Source organism: Rhizobacter sp. P2_D12, from assembly GCF_056404395.1.
Genome location: NZ_JBFUEB010000039.1, coordinates 18,024 through 42,448 on the forward strand (window position 1 = coordinate 18,024; position 24,425 = coordinate 42,448).

The 24,425-nt window shown below is 69.9% G+C and carries 24 protein-coding genes and 1 riboswitch; of the genes, 10 read left to right on the forward strand and 14 right to left on the reverse strand.

Annotated elements, in window-relative coordinates; all coding sequences use genetic code 11:
* Positions 1-31: 31 nt before the first annotated feature.
* From AC1DYN_RS15040 to AC1DYN_RS15060, 5 genes are all read right to left on the reverse strand, one after another.
* Positions 32-661, reverse strand: coding sequence for a PulJ/GspJ family protein (locus AC1DYN_RS15040; RefSeq protein ID WP_477960844.1), 630 nt, complete (start codon positions 659-661; stop codon positions 32-34).
* Positions 662-672: 11 nt separating this feature from the next.
* Positions 673-1,224 (reverse strand): GspH/FimT family pseudopilin, encoded by a 552-nt coding sequence (locus AC1DYN_RS15045; protein WP_477960846.1) that lies wholly within the window; start codon positions 1,222-1,224, stop codon positions 673-675.
* A 137-nt stretch (positions 1,225-1,361) separates the two neighbouring features.
* Positions 1,362-1,805 (reverse strand): transcriptional regulator NrdR, encoded by a 444-nt coding sequence (gene nrdR / locus AC1DYN_RS15050; protein WP_477960848.1) that lies wholly within the window; start codon positions 1,803-1,805, stop codon positions 1,362-1,364.
* Between the two features lie 3 nt (positions 1,806-1,808).
* A complete protein-coding gene (glyA, locus tag AC1DYN_RS15055) occupies positions 1,809-3,062 on the reverse strand; it encodes a serine hydroxymethyltransferase (RefSeq protein WP_477960850.1) in 1,254 nt (417 codons plus the stop codon).
* A gap of 64 nt (positions 3,063-3,126) precedes the next feature.
* A riboswitch (ZMP/ZTP riboswitch) is annotated at positions 3,127-3,245 on the reverse strand.
* Between the two features lie 18 nt (positions 3,246-3,263).
* Entirely contained in the window at positions 3,264-4,178 is a 915-nt protein-coding gene (locus tag AC1DYN_RS15060; RefSeq protein ID WP_477960852.1) for a transglycosylase SLT domain-containing protein, read from the reverse strand.
* Between the two features lie 266 nt (positions 4,179-4,444).
* On the opposite strand from AC1DYN_RS15060, the gene AC1DYN_RS15065 reads away from it, so the two are divergent.
* The gene (locus AC1DYN_RS15065; RefSeq protein ID WP_477960854.1) at positions 4,445-6,004 is read left to right on the forward strand and encodes a UbiD family decarboxylase; all 1,560 of its coding nucleotides are present in this window, start codon (positions 4,445-4,447) and stop codon (positions 6,002-6,004) included.
* 165 nt (positions 6,005-6,169) lie between these two features.
* On the opposite strand, the gene AC1DYN_RS15070 is transcribed toward AC1DYN_RS15065, so the two are convergent.
* Positions 6,170-6,979 (reverse strand): YdcF family protein, encoded by an 810-nt coding sequence (locus AC1DYN_RS15070; protein ID WP_477960856.1) that lies wholly within the window; start codon positions 6,977-6,979, stop codon positions 6,170-6,172.
* A 156-nt stretch (positions 6,980-7,135) separates the two neighbouring features.
* On the opposite strand from AC1DYN_RS15070, the gene msrA reads away from it, so the two are divergent.
* Together msrA and AC1DYN_RS15080 are read left to right on the forward strand one after the other, a co-directional pair.
* Complete coding sequence (gene msrA / locus AC1DYN_RS15075; RefSeq protein ID WP_477960857.1) at positions 7,136-7,684, forward strand: peptide-methionine (S)-S-oxide reductase MsrA; 549 nt, start codon at positions 7,136-7,138, stop codon at positions 7,682-7,684.
* Between the two features lie 38 nt (positions 7,685-7,722).
* The gene (locus AC1DYN_RS15080; protein WP_477960859.1) at positions 7,723-10,695 is read left to right on the forward strand and encodes a PAS domain-containing protein; all 2,973 of its coding nucleotides are present in this window, start codon (positions 7,723-7,725) and stop codon (positions 10,693-10,695) included.
* Here the strand turns inward: AC1DYN_RS15080 and pdxH are convergent, their stop codons facing one another.
* Positions 10,696-11,331 carry a pyridoxamine 5'-phosphate oxidase gene (pdxH, locus tag AC1DYN_RS15085; RefSeq protein ID WP_477960861.1) on the reverse strand — a complete coding sequence of 212 codons (636 nt, stop codon included), beginning with the start codon at positions 11,329-11,331 and terminating at the stop codon, positions 10,696-10,698.
* Between the two features lie 146 nt (positions 11,332-11,477).
* Here pdxH and AC1DYN_RS15090 point away from each other — a divergent pair, with 146 nt between their 5' ends.
* The gene (locus AC1DYN_RS15090; RefSeq protein ID WP_477960863.1) at positions 11,478-12,086 is read left to right on the forward strand and encodes a nucleotidyltransferase family protein; all 609 of its coding nucleotides are present in this window, start codon (positions 11,478-11,480) and stop codon (positions 12,084-12,086) included.
* A 19-nt stretch (positions 12,087-12,105) separates the two neighbouring features.
* Here AC1DYN_RS15090 and AC1DYN_RS15095 read toward each other — a convergent pair whose 3' ends face one another.
* A complete protein-coding gene (locus AC1DYN_RS15095; protein WP_477960865.1) occupies positions 12,106-12,729 on the reverse strand; it encodes a gamma-glutamylcyclotransferase in 624 nt (207 codons plus the stop codon).
* A gap of 64 nt (positions 12,730-12,793) precedes the next feature.
* Here AC1DYN_RS15095 and AC1DYN_RS15100 point away from each other — a divergent pair, with 64 nt between their 5' ends.
* The 5 genes from AC1DYN_RS15100 to eda all read left to right on the forward strand — a co-directional run bounded on the left by AC1DYN_RS15100 (position 12,794) and on the right by eda (position 18,545).
* Positions 12,794-13,237 (forward strand): OmpA family protein, encoded by a 444-nt coding sequence (locus tag AC1DYN_RS15100; protein ID WP_477960867.1) that lies wholly within the window; start codon positions 12,794-12,796, stop codon positions 13,235-13,237.
* Between the two features lie 108 nt (positions 13,238-13,345).
* Complete coding sequence (locus tag AC1DYN_RS15105; protein WP_477960869.1) at positions 13,346-13,882, forward strand: pyridoxamine 5'-phosphate oxidase family protein; 537 nt, start codon at positions 13,346-13,348, stop codon at positions 13,880-13,882.
* Positions 13,883-13,886: 4 nt separating this feature from the next.
* A complete protein-coding gene (locus AC1DYN_RS15110; RefSeq protein WP_477960871.1) occupies positions 13,887-15,989 on the forward strand; it encodes an AsmA family protein in 2,103 nt (700 codons plus the stop codon).
* An 83-nt stretch (positions 15,990-16,072) separates the two neighbouring features.
* Positions 16,073-17,890, forward strand: a complete 1,818-nt coding sequence (edd, locus tag AC1DYN_RS15115) for a phosphogluconate dehydratase (RefSeq protein ID WP_477960873.1) — start codon at positions 16,073-16,075, stop codon at positions 17,888-17,890.
* Between the two features lie 31 nt (positions 17,891-17,921).
* Entirely contained in the window at positions 17,922-18,545 is a 624-nt protein-coding gene (gene eda, locus AC1DYN_RS15120) for a bifunctional 4-hydroxy-2-oxoglutarate aldolase/2-dehydro-3-deoxy-phosphogluconate aldolase (protein ID WP_477960874.1), read from the forward strand.
* A 35-nt stretch (positions 18,546-18,580) separates the two neighbouring features.
* Here the strand turns inward: eda and AC1DYN_RS15125 are convergent, their stop codons facing one another.
* From AC1DYN_RS15125 to AC1DYN_RS15140, 4 genes are all read right to left on the reverse strand, one after another.
* Positions 18,581-20,281 carry an alkaline phosphatase D family protein gene (locus AC1DYN_RS15125; protein ID WP_477960875.1) on the reverse strand — a complete coding sequence of 567 codons (1,701 nt, stop codon included), beginning with the start codon at positions 20,279-20,281 and terminating at the stop codon, positions 18,581-18,583.
* Positions 20,282-20,351: 70 nt separating this feature from the next.
* Entirely contained in the window at positions 20,352-21,647 is a 1,296-nt protein-coding gene (locus AC1DYN_RS15130) for an MFS transporter (RefSeq protein WP_477960877.1), read from the reverse strand.
* Positions 21,648-21,663: 16 nt separating this feature from the next.
* A complete protein-coding gene (gene gloA, locus AC1DYN_RS15135; protein ID WP_477960879.1) occupies positions 21,664-22,053 on the reverse strand; it encodes a lactoylglutathione lyase in 390 nt (129 codons plus the stop codon).
* A 14-nt stretch (positions 22,054-22,067) separates the two neighbouring features.
* Positions 22,068-22,610 (reverse strand): PaaI family thioesterase, encoded by a 543-nt coding sequence (locus AC1DYN_RS15140; RefSeq protein ID WP_477960881.1) that lies wholly within the window; start codon positions 22,608-22,610, stop codon positions 22,068-22,070.
* A 102-nt stretch (positions 22,611-22,712) separates the two neighbouring features.
* On the opposite strand from AC1DYN_RS15140, the gene AC1DYN_RS15145 reads away from it, so the two are divergent.
* The gene (locus AC1DYN_RS15145) at positions 22,713-23,144 is read left to right on the forward strand and encodes a MarR family winged helix-turn-helix transcriptional regulator (protein ID WP_477960883.1); all 432 of its coding nucleotides are present in this window, start codon (positions 22,713-22,715) and stop codon (positions 23,142-23,144) included.
* On the opposite strand, the gene AC1DYN_RS15150 is transcribed toward AC1DYN_RS15145, so the two are convergent.
* Both AC1DYN_RS15150 and AC1DYN_RS15155 read right to left on the reverse strand, forming a co-directional pair.
* Positions 23,141-23,629, reverse strand: a complete 489-nt coding sequence (locus tag AC1DYN_RS15150; protein WP_477960885.1) for a GFA family protein — start codon at positions 23,627-23,629, stop codon at positions 23,141-23,143. The genes AC1DYN_RS15145 and AC1DYN_RS15150 overlap by 4 nt on opposite strands.
* Positions 23,626-24,411, reverse strand: a complete 786-nt coding sequence (locus tag AC1DYN_RS15155) for an SDR family NAD(P)-dependent oxidoreductase (RefSeq protein ID WP_477960887.1) — start codon at positions 24,409-24,411, stop codon at positions 23,626-23,628. Before AC1DYN_RS15155 ends, AC1DYN_RS15150 begins: the two co-directional genes overlap by 4 nt.
* Positions 24,412-24,425 lie beyond the last annotated feature (14 nt).

Below are 24,425 nucleotides of genomic sequence, written 5' to 3' on the forward strand. Positions count from 1 at the left end.
CGGTATTCGCCCTTGGGGCGGCCCGGCGGGCTCATGCGGGGCACGCGCCGACGACAGCGTCGTTGTGCACGCGCGCCTGCACCTGGGCGCTGCGCCGCAACGCGGTATCGGGCAGGGCCTGCGCCTCGATGCGGATCGTCAGCTGCCGCAGCAGCTGGTACGGGCAGGCGTTCGCGGTACAGGGGCGGCTGCAGAAGCTGGCCAAGCCGATGCGGTCGGCGTGCAGGTCGACGTGAAAGCCGGTGACGCGCATCGTCGACGCATCGGTCAGCGCCTGCCAGCTGCCTTCGCCCAGCGCCATCTCGACGCTGCCGCGGCGCAGGCGGTAGCCGACGTGGGCGCTGCTCGCGGAGGCGGAGGGCGCGTTGGCGTAGGCGATGCTCACGCCGTCGCCGGTGGCCTGCAGCCAGGGGTCGGCGGGCGCTGCCGGCGTCGGCAGGCCGTGCCCGGCGCGCGCCAGGTCGCGCGCGATCAGGTCGGCGGCGGTGCGAAGGTCTTGCGTCAGGCGCGCCTCGGCCAGGCTGCGCCGCGTGTCCTGCAACTGGATGGCCGGCAAGCCCAGGGCCGCCGCGGCGACGCCGAGCATGATCGCCATCGCGACCACCAGTTCGACCAGCGAGAAGCCGCGGCCGGCGCGGGGGAAGGCGGGGGGCGTGCGCATGGGCGGCGGCCTCAGCATGGCGGGTAACCGGCGACGCTGCCCTGCGGCGAGCAGGTGCGCACGCGGCCGAGAACGTTGACGACGTGCTGCAGCGTCCGGCCTCCGGCGCCCACGACCTGCAGGCTGGCCGCCGGCGTGCTGGTGCCGTGCAACGCGTCGAAGCTCATCGTGCCGACGTTGGCGGCCAGCCGGATGCGGCCGGCGGCCGGCAGCGCGACCGCGCGGAGGGCCTGTGCCTCCGCCTTGCATTCGGCCTGGCCGTCGGCGGTGCAGCGGCATGCGTCGACGGCGCCGCTGTAGACGACGTAGCAGGACGCCGGGTCGCCCACGCCGCGAAACCCGACGCGCACGCTCTGCTGGCGTGCCAGCGCTTCGTTGCGGGCGAAGCGCAGGTCCGCCGCCAGCTGGGTGGCCACGCCTTCGAGCCGCCGGCCGTCGACCCACTGCTGCAGCGATGGCGCTGCCAGGCATGCGAGCAGCGCGCACAGCGCCAGGCCGGTCAACAGTTCGACGAAGGTGAAGCCTCGGGCTGTGCGCCCGGATCGGTGTGCCTGTCGATGCATGGAATGTCCCCCTGATGAACGGACGCGGACTTTAGGAAGTGCCGCGCCGCCAGCCACTCCCCCGCTGGGGGGAGTCGGGCTGGAATCCGCCCGCCGATGTACCGGTACGGGCGGGGAGGGAGACGAAATGGACCGGTCTAGATGTCCCGGATCAGCTGCCTGAACTCGTCGACGTCCTCGAAACTCCGGTAGACGGAGGCGAAGCGGACGTAGGCCACCTTGTCGATGCGCTTGAGTTCGCGCATCACCAGCTCGCCGAGCCGGGTCGACGGCACTTCCTTGGAGCCGCTGTTCAGCAGCTTGTCCTGGATGCGCTCCATCGCCGCATCGATCTGCTCGACGCTGACAGGCCGCTTGCGCAGCGCAAGCGTCATCGATGCACGGATCTTGGACGGGTCGAAATCGGCCCGCGTGCCGTCCTTCTTGACGACGGACGGCAGCGCGATCTCGGCCCGTTCATAGGTCGTGAAGCGCTTGTCGCAGCTCTGGCAACGCCGGCGGCGGCGCACGACGTCGCCCTCGTCGGACTCGCGGGTCTCGACGACCTGGGTTTCGTCGTGGCTGCAGAACGGACAGCGCACGGTTCAGCGCGAATAGACCGGGAAGTCGCGCGTCAGCGCGGCCACCTTGGCCTTCACCGCCTCGATGACGGACTCGTCCTGCGGCTTGTCCAGCACATCGGCGATCAGGTGGGCGGTGGCCCGGGCCTGTTCCTCCTTGAAGCCGCGCGTCGTGAACGCCGGGCTGCCCAGGCGGATGCCGCTGGTCACCATCGGCTTCTGCGGGTCGTTCGGGATGCCGTTCTTGTTGCAGGTCATGTGGGCGCCGCCCAGCAGCGCCTCGGCTTCCTTGCCGGTGAGGTTCTTCGGGCGCAGGTCGACCAGCATCACATGGCTTTCGGTGCGGCCGCTGACGATGCGCAGGCCGCGCTCGATCAGCGTCTCGGCCAGCACGATGGCGTTCTTCGCGACCTGCTGCTGGTAAGCCTTGAACTCCGGCGCCAGCGCTTCCTTGAAGGCGACCGCCTTGGCGGCGATCACGTGCATCAGCGGGCCGCCCTGGATGCCGGGGAAGATCGCGCTGTTGATCTTCTTCGCGATGGCCTCGTCGTTCATCAGGATGATGCCGCCGCGCGGGCCGCGCAGGCTCTTGTGCGTGGTCGAGGTCACGACGTCGGCATGCGGTACCGGGTTCGGGTAGACGCCGGCGGCGATCAGGCCCGCATAGTGCGCCATGTCGACCATGAAGATCGCGCCGACCGCCTTGGCCACCTTGGCAAAACGCTCGAAGTCGATGCGCAGGCTGTAGGCCGATGCGCCGGCGATGATCAGCTTGGGCTTGTGCTCATGCGCCAGGCGTTCCATCGCGTCGTAGTCGATCTCTTCCTTCGCGTCCAGGCCGTAGCTGACGACCTTGAACCACTTGCCGCTCATGTTCAGCGACATGCCGTGCGTCAGGTGGCCGCCTTCGGCCAGGCTCATGCCCATGATGGTGTCGCCGGGCTGCAGCAGGCCGAAGAACACCGCCTGGTTGGCCTGCGAGCCGGAATTGGGCTGCACGTTGGCATGCGCGGCGCCGAAGATCTGCTTCAGGCGGTCGATCGCCAGCTGCTCGACGATGTCGACGTATTCGCAACCGCCGTAGTAGCGCTTGCCGGGGTAGCCCTCGGCGTACTTGTTGGTCAGCTGGCTGCCCTGCGCGGCCATCACGGCCGGCGAGGCGTAGTTCTCCGAGGCGATCAGTTCGATGTGATCTTCCTGGCGCCGGTTCTCGCTCTGGATCGCGGTCCACAGCTCGGGGTCCACCAGGGCGACGGTGGATTGGGTGCGGTCAAACATGGCTGGCAGTCCTCTTCAACAGAAGACCCCGGGGCGGATCACGCGAGGCGGGCTCACGTGGCCACAGGGCTGCCCAGGCGAACGGCTGAACCGACCCCGGAAACCCGGAGCCGGCTGCGCTTCCCGGTGGTTCACCACCTCAGGTTCCGCGCCGGAACCCCATCGCCAGTTGCGCAGCCCGCGCAGTGTACCGGAGAGCGTTCAGCGCAGCGATGCGAGACGCTGCGGCAGGTGCTCGTCGGCCGACGACACCGGCGTCGCGCCGGCCGCCGGCGGCTCGGCCTGGGCCGGCGTCACCGGCAGCGCCACCGGCGTCGGCACGACCAGCGGCGCGAACACCGGCACCGACTTTCCTTCGGCCACCAGGCGCAGGTGCTCGCGTTCGGCCAGCACCTTGCCGGCGTAGCCGCCGTCGTCATTCAGGTTGGCCGCGCCGACGTAGAAGCGCAGGCCGGCCTCGACGCCACCGGCGCGCGCAATGCATTCCTTCAGCACCTGGGCGCCGACGCGCAGGTTGGTGACCGGGTCGAAGGCGGCATGGTTGCCGCCGAAGGCCTCGTACTTGTCGTCGTGGACGCGCGTCATCACCTGCATCAGGCCCTGTGCACCCACCGAGCTCTGGGCGAACGGGTTGAAGCTGGATTCGATCGCCATGATCGCGAGGATCAGCGTCGGGTCGAGGCCGGACTTGGCCCCCACCGTCCAGGCTTCCTTGACCAGCCGGCTGACCGGCTCCGGCGCGACGCGGTAGCGCCGCGACAGCCACAGCGCGACGGCGGCCTGCTGCTTGGTCAGGTCCTTCGGGTCGGCGGCGGTGGCGCGGGCGACGGCATCGGGCTCGCTCAGGTCGGCGAGCGCCTCGGCGGTGCCTTCGATGCGGGCGTCGTGGCGGGCCTGCAGCCAGTCGAGCGCCTTGCCCTCGATGGTGTGGCGCAGGTCGGCACGGCCGCCGACGAACAGCACGACCGCGACGATGGCCAGCCCCAGCAGGGCCAGGCCGTTGTGGCTCACTTCAAGCATTCCGTGACCTGCGTCACGGAGAAAGACCGCGCTCGAACGAGCGGCGGTGTCGCGGGCGGCCTGAAGTCCCGCGATCCAATGGCGAAGCGCTGTCATGTCACTCCTTTCAGTCCGTCTTGCATCCCCGCCAGCGCGGCACGAAGGCCCGGTGGCGCAAGAGCGACGGTGATAATCGTCCGAGGACCGGCTCCGGGAGACTCCGGAACCGCTCCGTCGGCTTGCTCGGCGGCAGCGTGTGTCCCGCATCCATCCGCTGATGGTTTGCGGGTTAACCCTGGTCAGTTCTCAGGGTTTGGCGGATTCTAGGAACTTGATTCATAACCGGTCAAGGATAAGGGAATTGAAGTTCATAACGGGAATGTATGAAGTATCGTGACCTGAGGGACTTCATGGCCGGCTTGGAGCGGGCCGGAGAGCTCAAACGCGTCGCCGAGCCAGTCTCGGCGCGGCTCGAAATGACAGCGATCAGCGACTCCGTTCTGCGCGCGGGCGGTCCGGCGCTGTTGTTTGAAAACCCGGTCGGTTACAAAATTCCGGCGCTGACCAACCTGTTCGGTACGCCCCGCAGGGTGGCCCAGGGCATGGGCGCCACCGAGGTGAGCGAGCTGCGCGACGTGGGTCGCGTGCTGGCCAGCCTGAAGGAGCCGGAGCCGCCGAAAGGCCTCRAGGACACCGGTCGTTTGTTACACATGGTGAAGGCCTTGTGGGACATGAAGCCCACGGCGGTGCGTTCGGCGGCGTGYCAGCAAGAGGTGTTGCAAGGCGCCGAGGTCGACCTGGGCGAGCTGCCGGTGCAAACCTGCTGGCCCCTGGATGCGGGCCCCCTGATCACGTGGGGTCTGGTGATCACGCGCGGGCCGCAGGGGGTGGCGGCACCGCGGCGGCGGCAGAACCTGGGCATCTACCGCCAGCAGGTGATCGGCCGGCGCGAGGTGATCATGCGCTGGCTGGCGCACCGCGGCGGCGCGCTCGATTTCCGCGACTTCGCGCTCGCCAACCCCGGGCAGCCGTTCCCGATCGCGGTGGCGCTGGGTGCCGACCCGGCCACCATCCTGGGCGCGGTGACGCCGGTGCCGGACGGCCTGTCGGAATACCAGTTCGCCGGGCTGCTGCGCGGCAGTCGCACCGAGGTGGTCGACACCGCGGTCGGCGAGCCGGGCTGGATGCTGCAGGCCCCGGCCGGGGCCGAGATCGTGCTCGAAGGCCACATCCCGGTCGCGCCGGCCGGCTTCAGCGGCACCAGCGAGCACGGCGTGCCGGTGAAGGAGATCGGCGGCTACCTGCACGCGCTCGAAGGCCCGTTCGGCGATCACACCGGCTATTACAACGAGCAGGACTGGTTCCCGGTGTTCCGCATCGAGCGCCTGACGCGCCGGCGCGACCCGATCTACCACTCCACCTACACCGGCAAGCCGCCCGACGAACCGGCGGTGCTGGGCGTGGCGCTGAACGAGGTCTTCGTGCCGATCCTTCAGAAGCAGTTTCCGGAGATCGTCGACTTCTACCTGCCGCCCGAGGGTTGCAGCTACCGGATGGCCATCGTCAGCATCCGCAAGAGCTACCCGGGCCATGCGAAGCGGCTGATGTTCGGCATCTGGAGCTTCCTGCGCCAGTTCATGTACACGAAATTCATCGTGGTGACCGACGACGACGTCGACATCCGCAGCTGGCAGGAGGTGATCTGGGCCATCACGACGCGCATGGACCCGGTGCGCGACACGACGCTGGTCGAGAACACGCCGATCGACTACCTCGACTTCGCGTCGCCGGTCAGCGGCCTGGGCGGCAAGATGGGGCTGGACGCGACCCACAAGTGGCCGGGCGAGACCGCGCGCGAATGGGGGCGCAGCATCCGCATGGACGCGGAGGTCGAGCAGCGGGTGGCCCGGGTGGTGGGAGAAATACTTCCAACCCGTCCTTGAATTGACGCCGGGGCTCGTCTAAGTTTGGTGGGCCTGCATGCAGGTATCCTCACCGGCGCAGTCCCTGCGCACCAGGAGCCCTGGACCCACTTCCTCTGGAGCTCCGAGCCGGCAACGTCAGTTGCCCGCCCCTCCCACCGCAAGGTCGGGAGGGGTTTCGTCCTTTTACGCCCTCACCAGCGAGCCCAGCAACTCGTGCAGCACGTTGCGCACGTTGCGGAAGCCGCGCTCCGTGGGCATCCATTCCAGCGAGCGCACGTCCACGCGCGTGGCCAGGCCCATCGGCGCCGGCTGCACCGTCATGCTGCCGCGCGCGGCGTCCTCGAAGTTGGCCAGCGCACGCGGCATGTGCCAGCCATGCGTGACCAGCACGATGTGGGTGATGCCCGCCTGCTTCAGCAGGGCGACGCTGCGGGCCGCGTTCTCCCGGGTGTCCTTCGACTGGTCCTCGACCCACTTCAGCGGACGGCCGTACTCCTGCGCAGCGATGCGCGCGGCCGTCTGTGCCTCGGGCTGGCCGTCCGGTTGCGACCAGCCGAGCCCGCCGCTGAAGCCGACCGGCAGCCCGGTCTCGCGGCCCAGCCACACACCGTAGCGCAGGCGCTCGAGCGAGGCGGCATTCAGGTTGGCGACACCGTACTCGGGCGCCAGCACCTCCTGCCCGCCCCCCAGCACGATGATCGCGACCGGTTTCTTCGCCGCCGCGTCGGCCTTCAGCGCGGTGATCTGCTCGGCGCTCAGCGCGGGCGGCGGCTTCAGCGCGAACTGCGACAGCAGCTGCGCGGTGCCGCTGCAGGCGCTGAACCACAGGCCGAAGGTCGCGAGCAGGATCACCAGCCAGCCGAGGCCACGCCGCGGCAGGATCAGCCGGGCGCCGATCAGCACCAGCAGCAGCAGCGGGACCGGCGGCAGCACCAGGGCGCTCAGGATCGGCTTCCAGGATTCGATGCCGAGCAGGGTCAGCAGGCTGTTCATGCGCAGGGGTTCCGGGTGGTCGAGCGGTGAAGGGGACGTCGTGGCGGCTGGATTGTGCCGACGAGTCAGCGCTCACAGGCGTGAATCGTTCACGCTTCGAGGTCTGGCCTTGCAAACTGTGCAGGCGCAATCATCTGGGCTGTCCAAGGAGATCACATGAACACGAGTTCCATCCAGACCATCACCCTTGCCGGCGGCTGCTTCTGGTGCATCGAGGCGGTGTACGAGCGGGTGCTGGGCGTCACCGGCGTCGAGTCGGGCTACAGCAACGGCCGCGTGCGCAACCCGAGCTACGAGCAGGTGTGCAGCGGCGAGACCGGCGCGGCCGAGGTGGTGCGGGTGAGCTTCGATCCGGCGCAGATCACGCTGCGCGAGGTGCTGGAGATCTTCTTCGTCGTGCACGACCCGACCACGCTGAACCGGCAGGGCAACGACGTCGGCACGCAGTACCGCTCGGGCATCTACTTCGAATCGCCGGAGCACGAGCGCGTCGCGCGCGAGGTGATCGCCGAGATGGTGGCGAGCGGCACCTACCGCAGCGCCATCGTCACCGAGGTGCTGCCGCTGGCCGACTATTCGCGCGCCGAGGACTACCACCAGCACTACTTCGCGCAGCATCCGGGCCAGGGCTACTGCGCCTTCGTCGTCGCGCCGAAGGTCGAGAAATTCCGCAAGACCTTCGCGGCCAAGGTGCGGCCCGAGTAGGCACGTGAAGCCATCGCCGGGCCCTACACTCCCCCCGGATGGACACTGTCTGGCTCTCGTCGCCCGCGCCCGCGTTGCGCCTGTGGAGCGACGGCCGTTGGAAGCTCAATCCCGCGGCCGCGCAGTGGGCCGCCGAGCGGGGCGTTTCCGAGGCGAGCTGGGCGCAGCTGGCGCGCGAGCTCATCGCCAGCCTGCGCCACCCGGCGCCCAGCGGCCGCGGCCATCGCCTGATGCCCGGGTTGGGCCTCGAGATCGAGTGGAATTCGGTATGGCTCGACAGCGGCTGGCTGGTCTGGCTGACGCTGCCATCGGCTGACGCGGCGCGCCTCGCGCTGATCGAGCAGTTCGGCCGCACCGGCGCCTGGGAGCGCGACCTGCGCACCGGCGAAGGCCGCTGGGACGCCCACATGTTCCGCCTGTGCGGCTTCGACCCGGCCGGCGGCGTGCCCCACTTCGAGCAGGCGAGCGCGCGCGTGCACCCCGACGACCGCGACCGCTTCCGGCGCGAGCATGCGCAGTACGGCCAGGTGCCGGGCCGCTACGAGACCTGGTTCCGCCTGGTGCTGCCCGGCGGCCAGGTCAAGGATTTCCATTCGCTGTGCGAGGTGCACCCAAGCCCCGAAGGCAAGCCGGTGCGCATGACCGGCATCCTGATCGATGACACCGAGGGCACGACGCGCCTGCGCGAGATCGAGGCGCTGACTGCCAAGCTGCACCGCGCCGTCACGCTGGCCTCGGTCTCGGTGTGGCGCATCGACCTGCAGACGCAGCGCATCTACTTCAACGACTGGGGCTACGAGGTGATGGGCATCGCGCGCCCGCCGGACGGGCTGACGCTCGAGTACATGCGCTCGACCATCCACCCCGAGGACCGCGAGGCCGTGGTGCGCGCCGGCGAGGAGGCCATCGCCACGCACCGCGTCGTCGACGTCGAGGCGCGCTACCGCAACCACGACGGCAGCTACCGCCACCTGCTGACGCGCCGCGTCGCCGAGCGCGACGCGAGCGGGCGCGCGATCGCGCTGGCCGGCATCTCGCTCGACCGCAGCGCGCAGATCGCCGAGCGCGAGCATGCGCAGGCCTTCGTGCGGCGCATGAACATGGTCACCAACGCCGCGGGCGTCGGCATCTGGACCGTCGACGTCGACACGAAGCTCGGTGAGTGGAACGAGCAGATGTACCGCATCTACGGGCTGCGGCCCGAGGACGGCGTGCCCAGCGAGGAACGCTGGATGCACGAGCTGGTGCATCCCGACGACCGCGCCGCGATGCAGACGCACGACGAGATCGAGCGCGGCGCGCAGCAGGGGTTGCAGTCGGAGTTCCGCATCCGTCGCGGCGATGGCCAGGTGCGCTGGGTCTCGGCCTGGTCGCGGCGCGAGCGCATCGGCGGGCGGCTGATGGCCTTCGGCGTCAACATCGACATCACCGAGCTGCACAGTGCGCGCGACCAGCTGCGCCAGGTGCAGGAGCGCACGATGCTCGCCGCCGAATCGGCCGGCATCGGCACCTGGGAGCGCGACCTGCGCACGCAGGTCTCGCAATGGGATGCGCAGATGTTCCGCCTGCGCGGCCAGCGCCCGGACGGGCCGCTCGGCGCGAACGAGCTGCGCGACGGCGGCCGCCACCCCGACGACGTGGCCGAGACGCAGCGCCGCATGGAGCAGGCGGCGCACGACGGCGGCGTCTTCGAGCACGAGTTCCGCGTCGTCTGGCCCGACGGCTCTCAGCGCTGGCTGGCGACGCGCGGCCACGTGCAGCACGACGCGCAGGGCCGGCCCGAGCGCGTGCTGGGGGTCAACTGGGACGTCACCGAGCGCAAGCGCGCCGAGCAGGCGCTGCAGGACAAGGCCGCCGCCGAGCAGGCCAGCCAGGCCAAGAGCGAGTTCCTGGCGCGCATGAGCCACGAGCTGCGCACGCCGCTGAACGCGGTGCTCGGCTTCGCGCAGCTGCTGGCGGCCGACGACGGCGAACCGCTGAGCGACGCGCAGGCCGGCCGCGTCGAGCGCATCCGCTCCGCGGGCCAGCACCTGCTGGCGCTGATCGACGACGTGCTCGACCTGGCGTCGATCGAATCCAGCAGCATGCCGCTCGTGCACGAGACCGTGCCGCTGCAGGCCGTGCTGCACGACGTGCTGCAGTGGACGCGGCTGCAGGCCGACGCGGTGCCGGTGCAGGTGCATTCCGACGCCACCCCGGCCCACGTGCGCGGCGACCCGCGGCGCATCCGCCAGGTGCTGGCCAACCTGCTGAGCAATGCCATCAAGTACAACCGCGCCGACGGCGACGTCTGGATCGGGCTTCAACGCAGCCAGCACGACGGCGCGCCGGCCTGGACGATCTCGGTGCGCGACAGCGGGCGCGGCATGTCGGTGGCACAACGGCGCCACCTGTTCGAGCCCTTCAACCGGCTCGGCGCCGAGCGCGAGGCCATCCAGGGCACCGGCATCGGGCTGGCGATCGTGCACCACCTGGTCAAGCTGATGAATGGCGCGATCACGGTCGACAGCGAGCCGGGGCGCGGCAGCGAATTCCGCGTCGTGCTGCCGGCTGCGCAGGCCGCGGGGCCGCCGGTGGCCGCGCTGGACGATGCGCATGCCGACACCGTGCCGGCCGACTTGGCCGACGCGCCGCTGCGCCTGCTCTACATCGAGGACAACCCGGTCAACGTGCTGCTGGTGCAGGAGCTGCTTGCCCGCCATGCGCACGTCGACCTGGCGGTGGCGGTCGACGGCCTGTCGGGCGTGAGCCTCGCGCAACGCTCGCGTCCCGACGTGGTGCTGGTCGACATGCAACTGCCCGACATCGATGGCGCCGAGGTGCTGCGCCGCCTGCGTGCCGATGCCGGCATGGCGCGGACCACGCTGGTCGCGCTGTCGGCCAACGCGATGCCCGAAGACGTGTCGCGCGCCCGCGCGGCCGGTTTCGACGACTACTGGACCAAGCCGATCGACTTCAAGGCCTTCCTCGGGTCGCTGGACCGGCTGGCGCGCGAACGTGCGCAGCGCTGATCAGGGCGCGAGGCGTTCGCGCACCCAGGCGCTGCCGGCGAGGCGGTAGTGCAGCCGGTCGTGCAGGCGCGACTTGCGGCCCTGCCAGAACTCCCAGCGGTCGGGCACCAGGCGGAAGCCGCCCCAATGCGGCGGCCGCGGCGGGTTCAGCGCGAAACGCGCCGCGGCCTTGGCGGCGTTGGCCACCAGCACGGCGCGCGAACCGATCACCTCGCTTTGCGGCGAGGCCCAGGCGCCCAGCCGCGAATCGAGCGGGCGCGACTGGAAGTACGCATCCGATTCGGCCTCGGTGGTGCGTTCGACGCGGCCCTCGATGCGCACCACGCGTTCCAGCTCGACCCAGTGGAACTGCAGCGCGGCCCACGGGTGCGCGGCGAGCTCGCGGCCCTTGCGGCTGTCGTAGTTGGTGTACCAGACCAGGCCGCGCGCATCGAAGCCCTTGACCAGCACGATGCGCGACGACGGCCGCTGGTCGGGGCCGACCGTGCACAGCGTCATCGCGTTCGGCTCGGGCACCTGCGCGTCGAGCGCCTGCTGGAACCACAGCCCGAACTGTTCGAGCGGATCGCTGCGCGACGCGTTCTCGTCCAGTTCGGCGCGTTCGTAACTCTTTCGGAGGGCGGAGACATCGGTCATCAGGTAAACGCCTTAAGTGAAACCCACACTTGGCGAAAGCGGGGGCAGCCCCGATTCTTCACCATCGGCTTGCAGTGCAGCAGAAGTGAGCCTCTACCACGATCAAAAAAGGGGGTGGCCTCATGAAGGCCCGGCCGGCGATTGTCGTGCTAGCCGCGGGACTGGGGTCCCGTTTCGGCGGCACGCAGCACAAGCTCACGCAGAGCCTGGGTGCTTCGAGCGTTCTCGGGACGACGCTGCGGCATGCGCTGGCGACGCACCTGCCGGTGGTGGTGGTCGCGACCGCGGCACTGGCCGAGGAGGCCGCCTGCCACGTCGCCACGCGCGACATCGTGCTGCTGCCGGTGGTGGGGTCGGCCACGCCGGTCAACGGGCAACGGCTGGGGATGGGGTTCTCGATCGCCTCGGGCGTCGCGGCCTGTTCCGATGCGTCCGGCTGGCTGGTGCTGCCGGGCGACATGCCGATGGTGCAGCCGTCGACGCTGGTGGCGGTGGCGCAACAGCTGGACCACCATCCCGTCAGCTATGCGCAGTACAAGGGCCGGCGCGGCCACCCGGTCGGCTTTGCGGCCGAGCTGTACACCGAGCTGGTCACGCTCACCGGCGACGAGGGCGCGCGCCGGCTGGTGGCGCGCTATCCGGCGCAGGCGGTGGAGGTGGACGACTCGGGGGTGCTGATGGACGTCGACAACGAGGGCGACCTGGACCGGGTGCGGGCCGCGTACCTGCCGTCCCTCTTCGGCGATTCGCGCTGATCCCGGATTGGCATCCGGGCTACAACGCGTGGCGGCGCACCAGCGCGACCAGGCGTTCGATGCCGCGATCGCGGATGCCGCACTTCTGCAGAGAGCGCGCGGTTTCCAGCAGGTAATCCAGCGTCGTGCCGTAGCGGCCGCAGGCGCTGCGCAGCACGTCGACCAGGTGGTCGTCGCTCAGCGTGCCGGTGTAGTTGGGGCTGCTGCGGCTCAGCGTGAAGCCGAGCGCCGTCACCGGGCCCTGCGGCGTGCGGCACGGCAGCCACTTCGCGTCGTACACGCCGGTGGGCATCTCGCGCGCCCACAGCCGCGGCAGCTCGTCGTCGACCCGTTCGCGCTCGATGCGGTAGACCATGCCGCGGCACGAACCGCCTGCCACCAGCGCGAACACCAGGCCCGGGCATTCGGGCGTGCCGCGGTTGATGCGCGAGCGCATCTCGAGTGCCCGGTGCCAGCCATGCACCTGCGCCGGCCGCTGTTCGGCGGCTTCGAACTCGGGGCGCCAGATCAGCGAGGCGTAACCGAACACCCACAGGTCGTCCTGGCCGCCCCACTGCGAATGCACCTCGGCCAGCAGCCGGGCGGGGTCGCGCCCGGGCTGCGGCAGCGCGGGCAGGGGAGCGGCGAAATCGGGAGCACGCATGCCCCACACTCTAGAATGATTTTTTCTCGGCCGGGAGTCTCCAATGAGTGACCAAGACGACGAAATGCAAAAGTTCGCACTGGGCGCGGTGTTCGGCGTCATCGCGCTGGTGCTGGCAGGCGTGATCGGCTTGGCCGCCTCGCGCGTGCTGCATGCGCCGCGGCCGGTTGCGCAAGCCGCGGCAGCCGCGCCCGCCACAGTGCCGGCCGAGCGCATCCACTTCGAGGTCGGCCAGGACAGCCTGCCGCCCGAGGCCGCCGAGGTGCTGGCCCGCGTTGCCGAGGCGGCCCGTTCGTCGGGCGGCACGGTGCTGATCTCGGGCTTCCACGATGCCAGCGGCGACGCCGCGGCCAATGCCGACCTGGCCAAGCGCCGCGCGCAACAGGTGCAGCACGCGCTCGAAGCCAATGGCGTGGCACCCGACCACCTGCAGCTCAGCAAGCCGGCGGTCACCACCGGCGACGGCGACCCGAAGGCGGCAAGGCGCGTCGAGCTGCGGCTGCAGTAACCCGCACACCGTAGGACATCGCGCACAGCCCCTGGCGGCCCTCGCCGATAGGGCGCGCGCGGCATGCGGCCTATGCTGGGGCGAACCCGTCCCTGCAGGAGCCGCACGATGAAGACCCAGCCGCAACGCCATGACAGCCTGAAGAAGATCGTCGACCTGGTGGACGGCATCGACATCGCGATGCTCACCACCGAGGCGGCCGATGGCCGCCTGCTGAGCCGCCCGATGGCTGCGCTGGAAGTCGACGAGAACGGCAGCTTCTGGTTCTTCACCAGCGAGCAATCGGCCAAGGTGCACCAGCTCGGCCGCGTCAACCTCGCCTTCACCGACGAGGACGATGCCACCTATGTGTCGATCAGCGGACGCGCCGAACTCGTGCACGACCGCGCACGCGTCGACGCGCTGTGGACGGCGGCCGCCAAGCCCTGGTTTCCGAACGGCAAGGACGATGCCGACCTCGCGTTGTTGCGCGTCGACACCGAGATCGCCGAGTACTGGGATGCCAACGGCAGCAAGATGATCCGCCTGCTGGCGATGGCCGCGTCGGCTGCCGCCGGGCGCCCCATCGGCCTGGGTGACCACGAGGTGGTCAGCAACCCGGACCGTCCGACCGCACCGCGCCAGCGGTCGCTCATCGGCGAGTAGGCCGGTGGACGCCGCGTCCGAGGCAGGGAGCCCGCCCGCGCCGCGTCCGCGCCGCGGGCGTCGCTTCGTCTGGGCGGTCCTCGGGATCGTCGGGGCCTTGCTGCTTGGCGTGGTCGTTTGCGAGGCGCTCGGCTGGCCGTTCCTGGTCGGCCCGGCGCAACGCATGCTCGCCGACGTGCTGAAGCGCGACGTGCGTCTTGCCGACGGCGCCGAGCGTGGACGCATCCAGCTGCTCGGCGGCTTGCGCGTCGACGTGCCGCTGCTCGAGATCGGCTCGGTGCCGTGGAGCCGCCAGCCTTACTTCCTGCATGCCGAGAATGCGCAGCTGCGCGTCTCGTACAGCGCGTTGATCCGCGCCCACGGCGGCGATGCGCTCGACATCAAGCGCCTGCACGCCGACCGGCTGGTGGTGCATGCCGAACGCCAGGCCGATGGTCAGGCCTCGTGGCAGTTCGGAGAACCGCAGGCGCAGCAGAAGAAGGGCACGCGGCTGCCGCACGTGCTGTCGCTGTCGGTGCGCGACGGCGAGCTGACCGTCGTGGACGCACCGCTGAAGGCGGACATCGAGGCCGTGGTGCGACTGGCCGAGCAGGACACCGAGGCCCCGCTGCCGGCGAGTGCAGCATCGGCGCCGCTGACCGGCCTGGTCGTGCGCGCCAAGGGCCGCTACGGCGGCTTTCCGGTCGAGGGCAGCCTGCGCTCGATCGGCGTGATGCCGCTGCTGGTGACCGACAGCGTCGCGCCGCCGGTGCCGGTGGCCCTGCGCATCGATGCCGGCCGCGCCAGCCTGCGCTTTCGCGGCACCGTCACCGACGTGCTGAAGCTCGAAGGCATGACCGGCCGCGTGCGCGTCACCGGCCCGTCGCTGTCGGCGGTGGGCGACCCGCTGGGTGTCACGCTGCCGACCACCGGGCCGTTCGAGATCGAGGGCCGCGTCGCCAAGCAGGGCGAGGTGTGGAACGTGCTGGTCGATGACGCGACGGTCGGCAGCAGCCGCTTGAACGCGGCGCTCACCTACGACATGCGGCCGAAGGTGCCGGTGCTGTCCGGCCGCGTGGCCGGCCCGCGGCTGTTGCTGGCCGACCTGCTGCCCAGCATCGGCGTCGGTGCGGCGCCCGCGCCCGCGGTGGCGCCGGAGCAGAAGCCGCCCAGGAAGCCGGGCGACCGGGTGCTGCCGAACCGCGCCTTCGACCTGCCCTCGCTGAGCGCGATGGATGCCAACATCGTGCTGGCCTTCGACCGGGCCGAGCTGGGCCGCATCTTCGCGCTGCCGCTGCAGCCGTTGAAGGCCCACCTGACGCTCGCCGACGGCAAGCTCGCCCTGCGCGACCTGGAGGCGCGCACCGCCGATGGCAACCTGCTCGGCGCGGTGTCGCTGGACGGCAAGCCCCGGCTCGCGCTGTGGGACAGCGACCTGCGCTGGAACGGCGTGCGCCTGGAGCGCTGGCTGAACCAGGGCCGCCCGGCCGACAAGCCGCCCTACGTCACCGGCCGGCTGATCGGCCGCGCGCGGCTGAAGGGCGAGGGCCGCTCCACCGCCGAGATCCTCGGCAGCCTGCAAGGCACGGTCGTCACGCGCATCGTCGAAGGCAAGGTGTCGCACCTGGCCGTCGAAGGTGCGGGGCTGGACATTGCGCAGGCGCTGGGTGTGATGGCCAAGGGCGACGAGCTGCTGACCATCGACTGCGCGCTGGTCGACCTGCAGGCCAGCAAGGGCGTGCTGCGCCCGCGCGCGATGGTGGTCGACACCAAGGATTCGACCATCTGGGCCGACGGCACGCTGTCGCTGGCCGACGAGACCATGGACCTGCGCGCGGTGGTCACGCCCAAGGACTTCAGCCCGCTGACGCTGCGCACGCCGCTGCGGGTACAAGGCAGTTTCAGCTACCCGAAGGTCTCGATCGAGAAGGGCCCGCTGGCGCGCAAGGTGGGCAGCAGCGTGCTGCTGGGCCTGCTGAACCCGATCGCGGCGCTGATCCCGTTGTTCGACCTGGGCGACCGGTCGGAGCCGACCGAAGGCTGCAACGATCTGCTCGAAAAGGCGCGCCTGCACGCCACGCCGGCCTCGGCTCCCGCCTCCCAGCCGCAGGCCAAGGCGGCCCGCTGACGCACCGGGGATGTGGTTGACGCTGTAACTAGGTTACGCGATACTCAAAAGCCTGGTTACGTCCCGGCCGCGAGGTGCCGCCCATGAAACAAGCCCTGCAGGAAGTCACCCAACGCATCCAGGAGCGCAGTGCGCCGCTGCGCAGCGCCTACCTGGCCCGCATCGACAAGCTGACGATGCGCCAGCGCGGCTCCGACCGCATGGGCTGCGCCAACGTGGCGCATGCGTTTGCGGCGCTGCCGGCGAGCGACAAGTTCAAGGTGGTGGCGCAGCGCTCGCCGCACCTGGGCATCGTCACCTCGTACAACGACATGCTGTCGGCGCACCAGCCGTACGAGCGCTTTCCCGAGATCATCCGCAACGAGGCCCACCGGCACGGCGCGACGGTGCAGGTGGCGGGCGGCGTGCCGGCCATGTGCGACGGCGTCACGCAGGGGCTGCCGGGCATGGAGCTGAGCCTGTTCTCGCGCGACACGATCGCGATGGGCACGGCGGTGGCGCTGACGCACGACGTGTTCGACGCGGCGCTGCTGCTGGGCGTGTGCGACAAGATCGTGCCGGGCCTGCTGATCGGCGCGCTGCACTTCGGCCACCTGCCGTGCGTGTTCGTGCCGGCCGGGCCGATGAGCACCGGGCTGTCGAACACCGAGAAATCCAAGGTGCGCGAGCGCTATGCGCAGGGCCAGGTCGGCCGCGACCAGCTGCTCGAGGCCGAATCCGCCGCCTACCACGGCGCCGGCACCTGCACCTTCTACGGCACGGCCAACAGCAACCAGATGCTGCTCGAGGCGATGGGCCTGCACGTGCCGGGCGCCGCCTTCGTGCACCCGCACGCGCAGCTGCGCGAGGCGCTGACGCGCGAGGCGGTGCGCGCTGCGCTGGCCATCACGCAGGGCAGCGGCCGCTTCACGCCGATCGGCCGGCTGGTCGACGAGCGCGTCATCGTCAACGCGATGGTGGCGCTGCTGGCCACCGGCGGCTCGACCAACCACCTGATCCACTGGGTGGCGGTGGCGCGCGCGGCCGGCATCCTGATCGACTGGACCGATTTCTCCGAGCTGTCGCACGCGACGCCGTTGCTGGCGCGCGTGTACCCGAACGGCAGCGCCGACGTGAACCAGTTCCAGGCGGCCGGCGGCCCCGCCTTCGTGCTGCGCGAGCTGATGGATGCCGGCTACCTGCATGCCGACGTCGCGACCGTCGCCGAAGGCGGCCTGAGCGAATACGGCAAGCAGCCGCAGGGCGACGGCGAGCGGCTGCGCTGGTCGGCGCTGCCGGCGCAAAGCGGCGACGACAGCGTGGTGCGCGGTGCCGCGGCGCCGTTCAGCCCATCGGGCGGGCTGAAGCTCTTGACCGGCAACCTGGGGCGCGCGGTGATCAAGATCTCGGCGGTGCCGGAAGACCGCCACGTGGTCGAGGCGCCGGCGCTGGTGTTCAACGCGCAGGAAGAGCTGCTGGCCGCCTTCAAGGCCGGCGAGCTGGAGCGCGATTTCATCGCCGTGGTGCGCTTCCAGGGGCCGCGGGCGAACGGCATGCCCGAGCTGCACAAGCTGACGCCGCCGCTGGCGGTGGCGCAGGGCAAGGGCTTCAAGGTGGCGCTGGTCACCGACGGGCGCATGAGCGGTGCGTCGGGCAAGGTGCCGGCGGCGATCCACGTGAGCCCCGAGGTGCTGGGCGGCGGGCCGCTCGGCAAGGTGCGCAACGGTGACATCATCCGGCTGGATGCGGTGGCCGGCACGCTGCAGGCGCTGGTGCCCGCGGCCGAGTGGGCCGCGCGCGAGGTGGCGCAGATCGATGCGCAGCAGCAGCTGAACAACACCCACGATCTGGGACGCGACCTGTTCGGCGGCATGCGCCGCAACGTGCTGAGCGCCGAGGAAGGCGCCGTCACCTGGCTTTGAACCCGATCCATTTTCGAGAGAGAGAACCTGCATGAACACGCTTGAACTGGCCAGCCACGGCCCGGTGATCCCCGTCATCGTCATCAACCAGCTGGAAGACGCGGTGCCGATGGCGCGCGCGCTGGTGGAGGGCGGGGTGAAGGTGCTCGAAGTGACGCTGCGCACGCCGGTGGCGCTGCAGTGCATGGAGGCGATCGCGAAGCAGGTGCCCGAGGCCATCCTCGGGGCCGGCACGGTGCGCAGCGTGGCTGATGCGAAGGCGGCGCTGGACGTCGGCTGCAAGTTCGCGGTGAGCCCGGGCTACACCAGCGAGATCGGCCGCGCCTGCCGAGAACTGGGGCTGCCGCTGCTGCCCGGCACCGCGACCGGCAGCGAGGTGATGCAGGCGAATGCCGACGGCTACTTCTTCCTGAAATTCTTCCCGGCGATGCAGGCGGGCGGGATCCCGATGCTGAAGGCGCTGGCCGGGCCGTTCACCGACGTGGTGTTCTGCCCGACCGGCGGCATCACGCTGGAGACGGCACCGCAGTTCCTGGCGTTGCCGAACGTCAAGGTGTGCGGCGGGTCGTGGCTGACGCCGGCGGATGCCGTCAAGGCGAAGGATTGGGGGCGGATCACGACGCTGGCACGCGAAGCCAGCGCGCTGCGCGCGTAAGACACGATTCCCGGATGGCAATCCGGGGTCGTCGGTCAAACCTCGATCAATTTGCGATTGGCACCGCCCGCCAAGGTGCGCAGGCTGCGCCCGGTGCTGGCCTTGTAGCTGCGGCTCAGGATCGTGTCGACGAACACCCAGTCGGCCCTTGCCTCGGTCGGCGTCACGTTCAGCACCATGTAGCCGCGCAGGCTGGTCTGCGCATACTGCAGCGGCCCGATCAGTGTCGTCAGCGCAGCAGCAAAGGCGGTCGGCTCCTCGGTCGTGAAGATCGTCTCGAAGCCCGGCGACGTGACCGACGAGGTCGCGAACTCGACACCCACCGCATTTCCGGACACATCCTTCAGGTCGCTGGCCCAGGCGTTGTGCGTGTCGCCGGCCAGCGAGATCAGGTTCTTGTCGAGCGTGCGCGCCATGCCCAGCACGGTCTCGCGCGCGGCGGCGTAGCCGTCCCACGCATCGAGGTTGTACGGGATCGACGGCTGCGCCAGGATCGCCTGCTCGGTCGGCGTGATCGTGGCCGGTGCGCTGGCTGCCTTCTGCGCCAACGCGCCGTACGCCGCCACGCTGATCTGTTGCGTGACGATCGGCGCCGGCACGTTCATGCGGCCCATCAGCACCTGCTGCCCCAGCACCTGCCAGGTGGCGCTCGAGGCTTGCAGCTTGGCCTGCAGCCACGCGGTCTGCTCGGCACCCATCAACTGGCGCGCCGGGTTGCCGACCGCGCTGGTGAAGCCTTGTGCGTCGAAGCCGCCGGCGGTGATGTAGGTGCTGTAGCTCAGCTGCTGGTCGCGGCCGACCTGGCGCGTGTCCAGCATGTGCAGCGACAGCAGCGAGCCGAAATCGAACGAGCGGAAGATGTGGTCCGGCTTGCCCGCATCGGGCACGCGGATCGGGATCCACTCGTGGTAGGCCTGGATGGCCGCGGCACGGCGCGCGCTGAAGCTGCCTTCGGTCGCGGGATCGTGGTTCTCGGCGCCGCCGGTCCAGGTGTCGTTGGCGACCTCGTGGTCGTCCCACACGGCGATCATCGGCGTCGCGGCATGGAGGGCCTGCAGGTCGGCATCGGTGCGGTACTGCGCGTAGCGGCGGCGGTAGTCGGCCAGCGTCAGCGTTTCGTTGGCCGGGTCGGGCACGCGGTTCAGCGTGGCGGCATCGCCGGTCGCGTAGCCCTTGCTGTCGTATTCGTAGATGTAGTCGCCCAGGTGCAGCGCGGCGTCGAAGTCGTTGCGCTTCGCGGCCTCGGCGTACACGTTGAAGTAGCCGGCCGGGTAGTTGGAGCAGGAGAAGACCGCGAGACGAACCTGCGCCACGCTGCCCACCGGCAATGTCTTCGTGCGGCCGGTGGCCGTGTGCTTGCTGCCGATGCTGAAGCGGTAGTGGTAGACGGTGTTGGCACCGAGGCCGGTGACGTCGACCTTGGCGGTGTAGTCCTGCGCCGCGCTGGTGCTGACGCTGCCCGACTTGACGATGCTGGCGAACTGGCTGTCGGTGGCGACATCCCAGCTCAGTTGCAGCGTCGAATCGGTGGCCGGGGTGGCGCGCGTCCACAGGATCACGCGGTCGCTGAGCGGATCGCCGCTGGCGACGCCGTGCTTGAACTCGACGCCGGCACCGGCGTCGCTGGGGTCGTCATCGCTGCCGCCGCAGCCGGTCAGGCCCAGCCCACCGCCGATGGCGACGGTGCCCAGCGCGACATCGCGGATGAACTGGCGGCGTGAGGAATCGAGGCTCATGAGCGGCTTCCGAAGGCGGGTTGCGAAGCCCGCTACTGTCGGAAACCTTCATGTCGCCGTCATGACCTTTCTATGCCGTTTTCAATGCAGTCGCTGCCGTTGCCTGCCGCCGGATCAACAACACCGACACGGCAGCCACCAGGCAGGCCGCACCTGCCGTGAACAAGGCCGGGTTGTAGGTCAGCAGCAGCGTGCGCGTGAGCCCCGCGCCATACGCCGCCACCGCAGCGCCCAGCTGGTGCGACGCGAACACCCAGCCGAAGATCATGCCGGCACGTTCCTTGCCGAACTCCTGCGCCGCCAGCTTGACGGTGGGCGGCACGGTGGCAATCCAGTCGAGCCCGTAGAACATCGCGAAGGTGGCCAGGCCGTACAGCGTGAAGGTGGAGTAGGGCAGCCAGAACAGCGACAGCCCGCGCAGCCCGTAGTACCAGAACAGCAGCTTGCGGTTGTCGTAGCGGTCGGACAGGTAGCCCGACAGCGTGGTGCCGACCAGGTCGAACGCGCCCATCATCGACAGCACCGACGCCGCCGGCACCGCCGACAAGCCGTTGTCGCCGCACAGCGAGATGAAGTGCGTCTGCAGCAGGCCGTTGGTGCTGAGGCCGCAGATGAAGAAGCTGGCGCAGAGGATCCAGAAGGTGCGGTTGTGCACCGCCTCGGCCAGCACCTTGAACGGGCCGAGGAAGTTCAGCGGTGTGGCCGGCGGCACGGCGGCCACCGGCGCGCCCTCGGGTTCGCCGAGCGAGTTCAGCCCCAGCTCGCCCGGGTGGTTGCGCATGAACAGCGTGACCAGCGCCACCACGACCACGCAGGCGACGAAGATCGGGATCACCGCCGTGCGCCAGCCGTGGTGCTCGATCAGCCAGGCCGCGAGCGGCAGGAAGATCAACTGCCCGGTGGCGGTGCTGGCGGCGAACATGCCGACCACCAGCCCGCGGTGCGCGGTGAACCAGCGGCTCGCGACCATCGCGCCCAGCACCAGCGCCGTGAGGCCGGTGCCGCAGCCGAGCACCAGGCCCCACAGCAGGAACAGCTGCCACAGCTGCGTGACGCCGGTGGCCAGCACCATCGCGACGGCGATGAAGCTGGCGGCCGCGACCATGATGCGCGGCAACCCGAAGCGGGCGATGAAGATCGCGGCGAACGGCCCGAGCAGGCCGAACAGCGCAAAGCGCACCGCGAAGACGGACGACAGCTGGTCGGTGGTCCAGCCGAATTCCTTGGACAGCGGCTGCAGCATCGCGCCCGGCAGGCCGAGCGCGGCCGAGGTGGTCAGCATCGCGAAGAAGGTGACCGCGGCGATCACCCACGCGTAGTGGATGCCGCGGCGGCCGAGGGAGGTGGAGATGTGTCGGGACAGCATGGCGTGGGTTTCCGGCTCAGTCGAAGCGGCGTTCGATCAGCTCGACCTTGTAGCCGTCGGGATCGGTGATGAAGGCGATGACGGTGCTGCCGCCCTTGACAGGGCCGGCCTCGCGCGTGACGTTGCCGCCGCCGGCACGGATGCGTTCGCAGGCCGCCGCGGCATCGGGCACCGCGATCGCGATGTGGCCGTAGGCGGTGCCCAGGTCGTAGCTGCCGACGCCGTGGTTGTAGGTGAGTTCCAGCTCGGCGTGCTCCGGGTTCGGGCCGTAGCCGAGGAAGGCGAGCGAGTAGTGCTGCGACGGGTTCTCGGACTGGCGCAGCAGCGTCATGCCCATGATCTTCGTGTAGAAGTCGATCGAGCGCTGCAGGTCGCCGACGCGCAGCATGGTGTGGAGGATTCGCATGGGGCGGTCTCGGTTCAGGTGGGGTCGAAGATGAAGCAGGTGGTGGAGGCGTGGGCATACAGCTTGCCGTCCGGGCCGACCAGGCGGCCTTCGGCAGTGCCCATGCGCGAGCCGATGTGGATCACGCTGCCGATGGCGCGCAGCAGCGGCACGCGCTGCGTCACCGCGCGCACGTAGTTGATCTTCAGCTCGGCGGTGGTGTAGGCCTTGCCGGCCGGCAGCGTGGTGTGCACCGCGCAGCCGACGCACGAATCGAGCATCGTCGCGATCCAGCCGCCGTGCACGCTGCCGAGCGGGTTGTAGTGGCGCAGCAGCGGCGTGCCCTGGAAGACGGCGCGGCCGGCGCTCATCTCGATCGGCAGGAAGTCCATGGTCTCGCCGATCGGCGGCGGGGGCAGCTGGCCGTCGAAGATGGCCTGGAAGAATTGCAGGCCGGTGAGCCCGGCGACCTGCTCGGGACGGGCCACGCCCGGTGGCAGCAGGCGGGCACGGCGCGCAGTGGCCTCGGCTTCCCATTGCGCCTGCACCGCGGCGGCATCGATGACGGCAGTGTCCATGATCGGTCGCCCGGCAGGCGGAAGAGTTGTAATTGCAATGATTGTAGCTACAATCGTTTGATCATGCCAAGCAGCGTTGCGAAACCGGAACCGAAACATGCCATGCCCAGCGGCTGCAGCAGCCTGAAGCTGCGCCAGCTGTCGCGCCGGGTGAGCCAGCATTTCGACCGCATCGTCACCGATGCGGGATTGAAGACCACGCAGTACTCGCTGCTGTCGCAGCTGGTCCGGCTGGGCCCGATCAAGCCCGGTGCGCTGGCGGCGCACATGGAGATGGATGCGTCGACGCTGACGCGCAATCTTCAGCCGCTGGTGGCGCAGGGCTGGGTCACGGTCGGGCCGGGCGAGGATGGCCGCAGCCGGGTGGTCGAGGCGACCGACGCCGGTCGCATCAAGCGCGACGAGGCGCGGCACGAGTGGAAGCGGGCGCAGGTGGCGCTGAACGAGCGGCTGGGGGACGAGCGCGTGGTGCGATTGCACGCGCTGATCGACGAGTGCCTGGCGCTGATGAACGAGACGGAAGCGGCAGGCTAGCGTCGTGCCTTGCGGGCGGCTTCCGTGCCCGGCTCCACATCCTCCCCATACGCCGCCTTCCACCGCTCGATGAGCTTCAGGTGCTCATCCAGCCGCGTCCCCGGCAGTCCGTCGTCCACTTCCCAGTTCGCGACCTTCGACTCGACCGCGAAGTGCGACACCGGCGTGATCGCCGACGGGTCGTCCAGGCTGCCGACCGAGATGTCCATGTTCGCCGAGCCGTCGTACGCGAAGGTCAGCGGCGTGCCGCAGTTCCCGCAGAAGCCGCGCAGCGCGAACTTCGACGATGCGTACTGCTTCGGCTTCTCGGCCAGCCATTCCACCTGGTCCTGGCGCAGGTTCAGGAACGGCACCCGCGTGTTGCCGAAGGCCAGCTGGCACATGCGGCAGTGGCAGTAGTAGCCCTCGCGCTTGTCGGGTTTCGCGCGGTAGCGGATGCGGCCGCACAGGCAGCCGCCTTCCAGCGGTGCGGCGCCCCCACTCATGTCGCCACCGTGTAGTTCAGCGTCAGCCGGCCTCCGTCGACGTAGACGATCTCGCCGGTCATGTAGCTCGCCGCGCTGCTGAGCAGGAAGGCTGCCACGTCGGCGATCTCGCCCGGCTCGCCCAGGCGCTTCATCGGCGTGCGGCTCATGATGCGGGCGCGCGCCTCCTCGCTGCCCAGCACCGCGTTCTTCGCCAGCTCGGTGGCGATCGTCCCCGGCGCCACCGCATTCACGCGGATGCCGCGGTCGGCCAGCGACAGCGCCATCACCCGCGTCAGCTGGTTGATGCCGCCCTTGCTGGCGTTGTAGCTGGCGATGCTCGGGATCGCCAGCACGCTGTTCACCGAACTCATGTTGACGATCGCGCCGCCGCCCGTCTTCACCATCTCGCGCGCCACCGCCTGGCCGACCAGGAACGAGCCCTTCAGGTTGATGTCGATCACCGCGTCCCAGTCGGCCTCGGTGATCTCCAGGAAATCCGCCGCCTTGAAGATGCCGGCGTTGTTGACCAGCCCGTCGATGCGTCCGAAGGCGGCCAGCGTGCCGGCCACCGCGGCATCGACCTCGGCCTTCTTCGACACGTCGCAGTGCAGGTAATGGGCGCGATGTCCTTCGGCAGTGAGCGAGGCGGCGAGGGCGTTGCCTCGTGCATCGTCGACATCCCACAGCGCGACCGCGGCGCCGTCGCGGGCCAGCCGCTGCGCGCACGCCGCGCCGATGCCCTGCGAGGCACCGGTGATCACGGCCACCTGGCCGTGCAGGTTGAATTGAACAGGCTTCATGCGGGTCTTCTCCA

Coding starts and splice junctions, on each gene's coding strand:
- AC1DYN_RS15080 (WP_477960859.1), top strand. CDS start 7,723: ATGGACACTGTCTGGCTCTCGTCGCCCGCGCCCGCGTTGCGCCTGTGG.
- AC1DYN_RS15045 (WP_477960846.1), bottom strand. CDS start 1,224: ATGCATCGACAGGCACACCGATCCGGGCGCACAGCCCGAGGCTTCACC.
- AC1DYN_RS15105 (WP_477960869.1), top strand. CDS start 13,346: ATGAAGACCCAGCCGCAACGCCATGACAGCCTGAAGAAGATCGTCGAC.
- pdxH (WP_477960861.1), bottom strand. CDS start 11,331: ATGACCGATGTCTCCGCCCTCCGAAAGAGTTACGAACGCGCCGAACTG.
- AC1DYN_RS15070 (WP_477960856.1), bottom strand. CDS start 6,979: ATGAACAGCCTGCTGACCCTGCTCGGCATCGAATCCTGGAAGCCGATC.
- AC1DYN_RS15130 (WP_477960877.1), bottom strand. CDS start 21,647: ATGCTGTCCCGACACATCTCCACCTCCCTCGGCCGCCGCGGCATCCAC.
- gloA (WP_477960879.1), bottom strand. CDS start 22,053: ATGCGAATCCTCCACACCATGCTGCGCGTCGGCGACCTGCAGCGCTCG.
- AC1DYN_RS15155 (WP_477960887.1), bottom strand. CDS start 24,411: ATGAAGCCTGTTCAATTCAACCTGCACGGCCAGGTGGCCGTGATCACC.
- AC1DYN_RS15040 (WP_477960844.1), bottom strand. CDS start 661: ATGCGCACGCCCCCCGCCTTCCCCCGCGCCGGCCGCGGCTTCTCGCTG.
- AC1DYN_RS15095 (WP_477960865.1), bottom strand. CDS start 12,729: ATGCGTGCTCCCGATTTCGCCGCTCCCCTGCCCGCGCTGCCGCAGCCC.
- AC1DYN_RS15150 (WP_477960885.1), bottom strand. CDS start 23,629: ATGAGTGGGGGCGCCGCACCGCTGGAAGGCGGCTGCCTGTGCGGCCGC.
- AC1DYN_RS15100 (WP_477960867.1), top strand. CDS start 12,794: ATGCAAAAGTTCGCACTGGGCGCGGTGTTCGGCGTCATCGCGCTGGTG.
- AC1DYN_RS15060 (WP_477960852.1), bottom strand. CDS start 4,178: ATGACAGCGCTTCGCCATTGGATCGCGGGACTTCAGGCCGCCCGCGAC.
- eda (WP_477960874.1), top strand. CDS start 17,922: ATGAACACGCTTGAACTGGCCAGCCACGGCCCGGTGATCCCCGTCATC.
- edd (WP_477960873.1), top strand. CDS start 16,073: ATGAAACAAGCCCTGCAGGAAGTCACCCAACGCATCCAGGAGCGCAGT.
- glyA (WP_477960850.1), bottom strand. CDS start 3,062: ATGTTTGACCGCACCCAATCCACCGTCGCCCTGGTGGACCCCGAGCTG.
- AC1DYN_RS15125 (WP_477960875.1), bottom strand. CDS start 20,281: ATGAGCCTCGATTCCTCACGCCGCCAGTTCATCCGCGATGTCGCGCTG.
- msrA (WP_477960857.1), top strand. CDS start 7,136: ATGAACACGAGTTCCATCCAGACCATCACCCTTGCCGGCGGCTGCTTC.
- AC1DYN_RS15145 (WP_477960883.1), top strand. CDS start 22,713: ATGCCCAGCGGCTGCAGCAGCCTGAAGCTGCGCCAGCTGTCGCGCCGG.
- AC1DYN_RS15140 (WP_477960881.1), bottom strand. CDS start 22,610: ATGGACACTGCCGTCATCGATGCCGCCGCGGTGCAGGCGCAATGGGAA.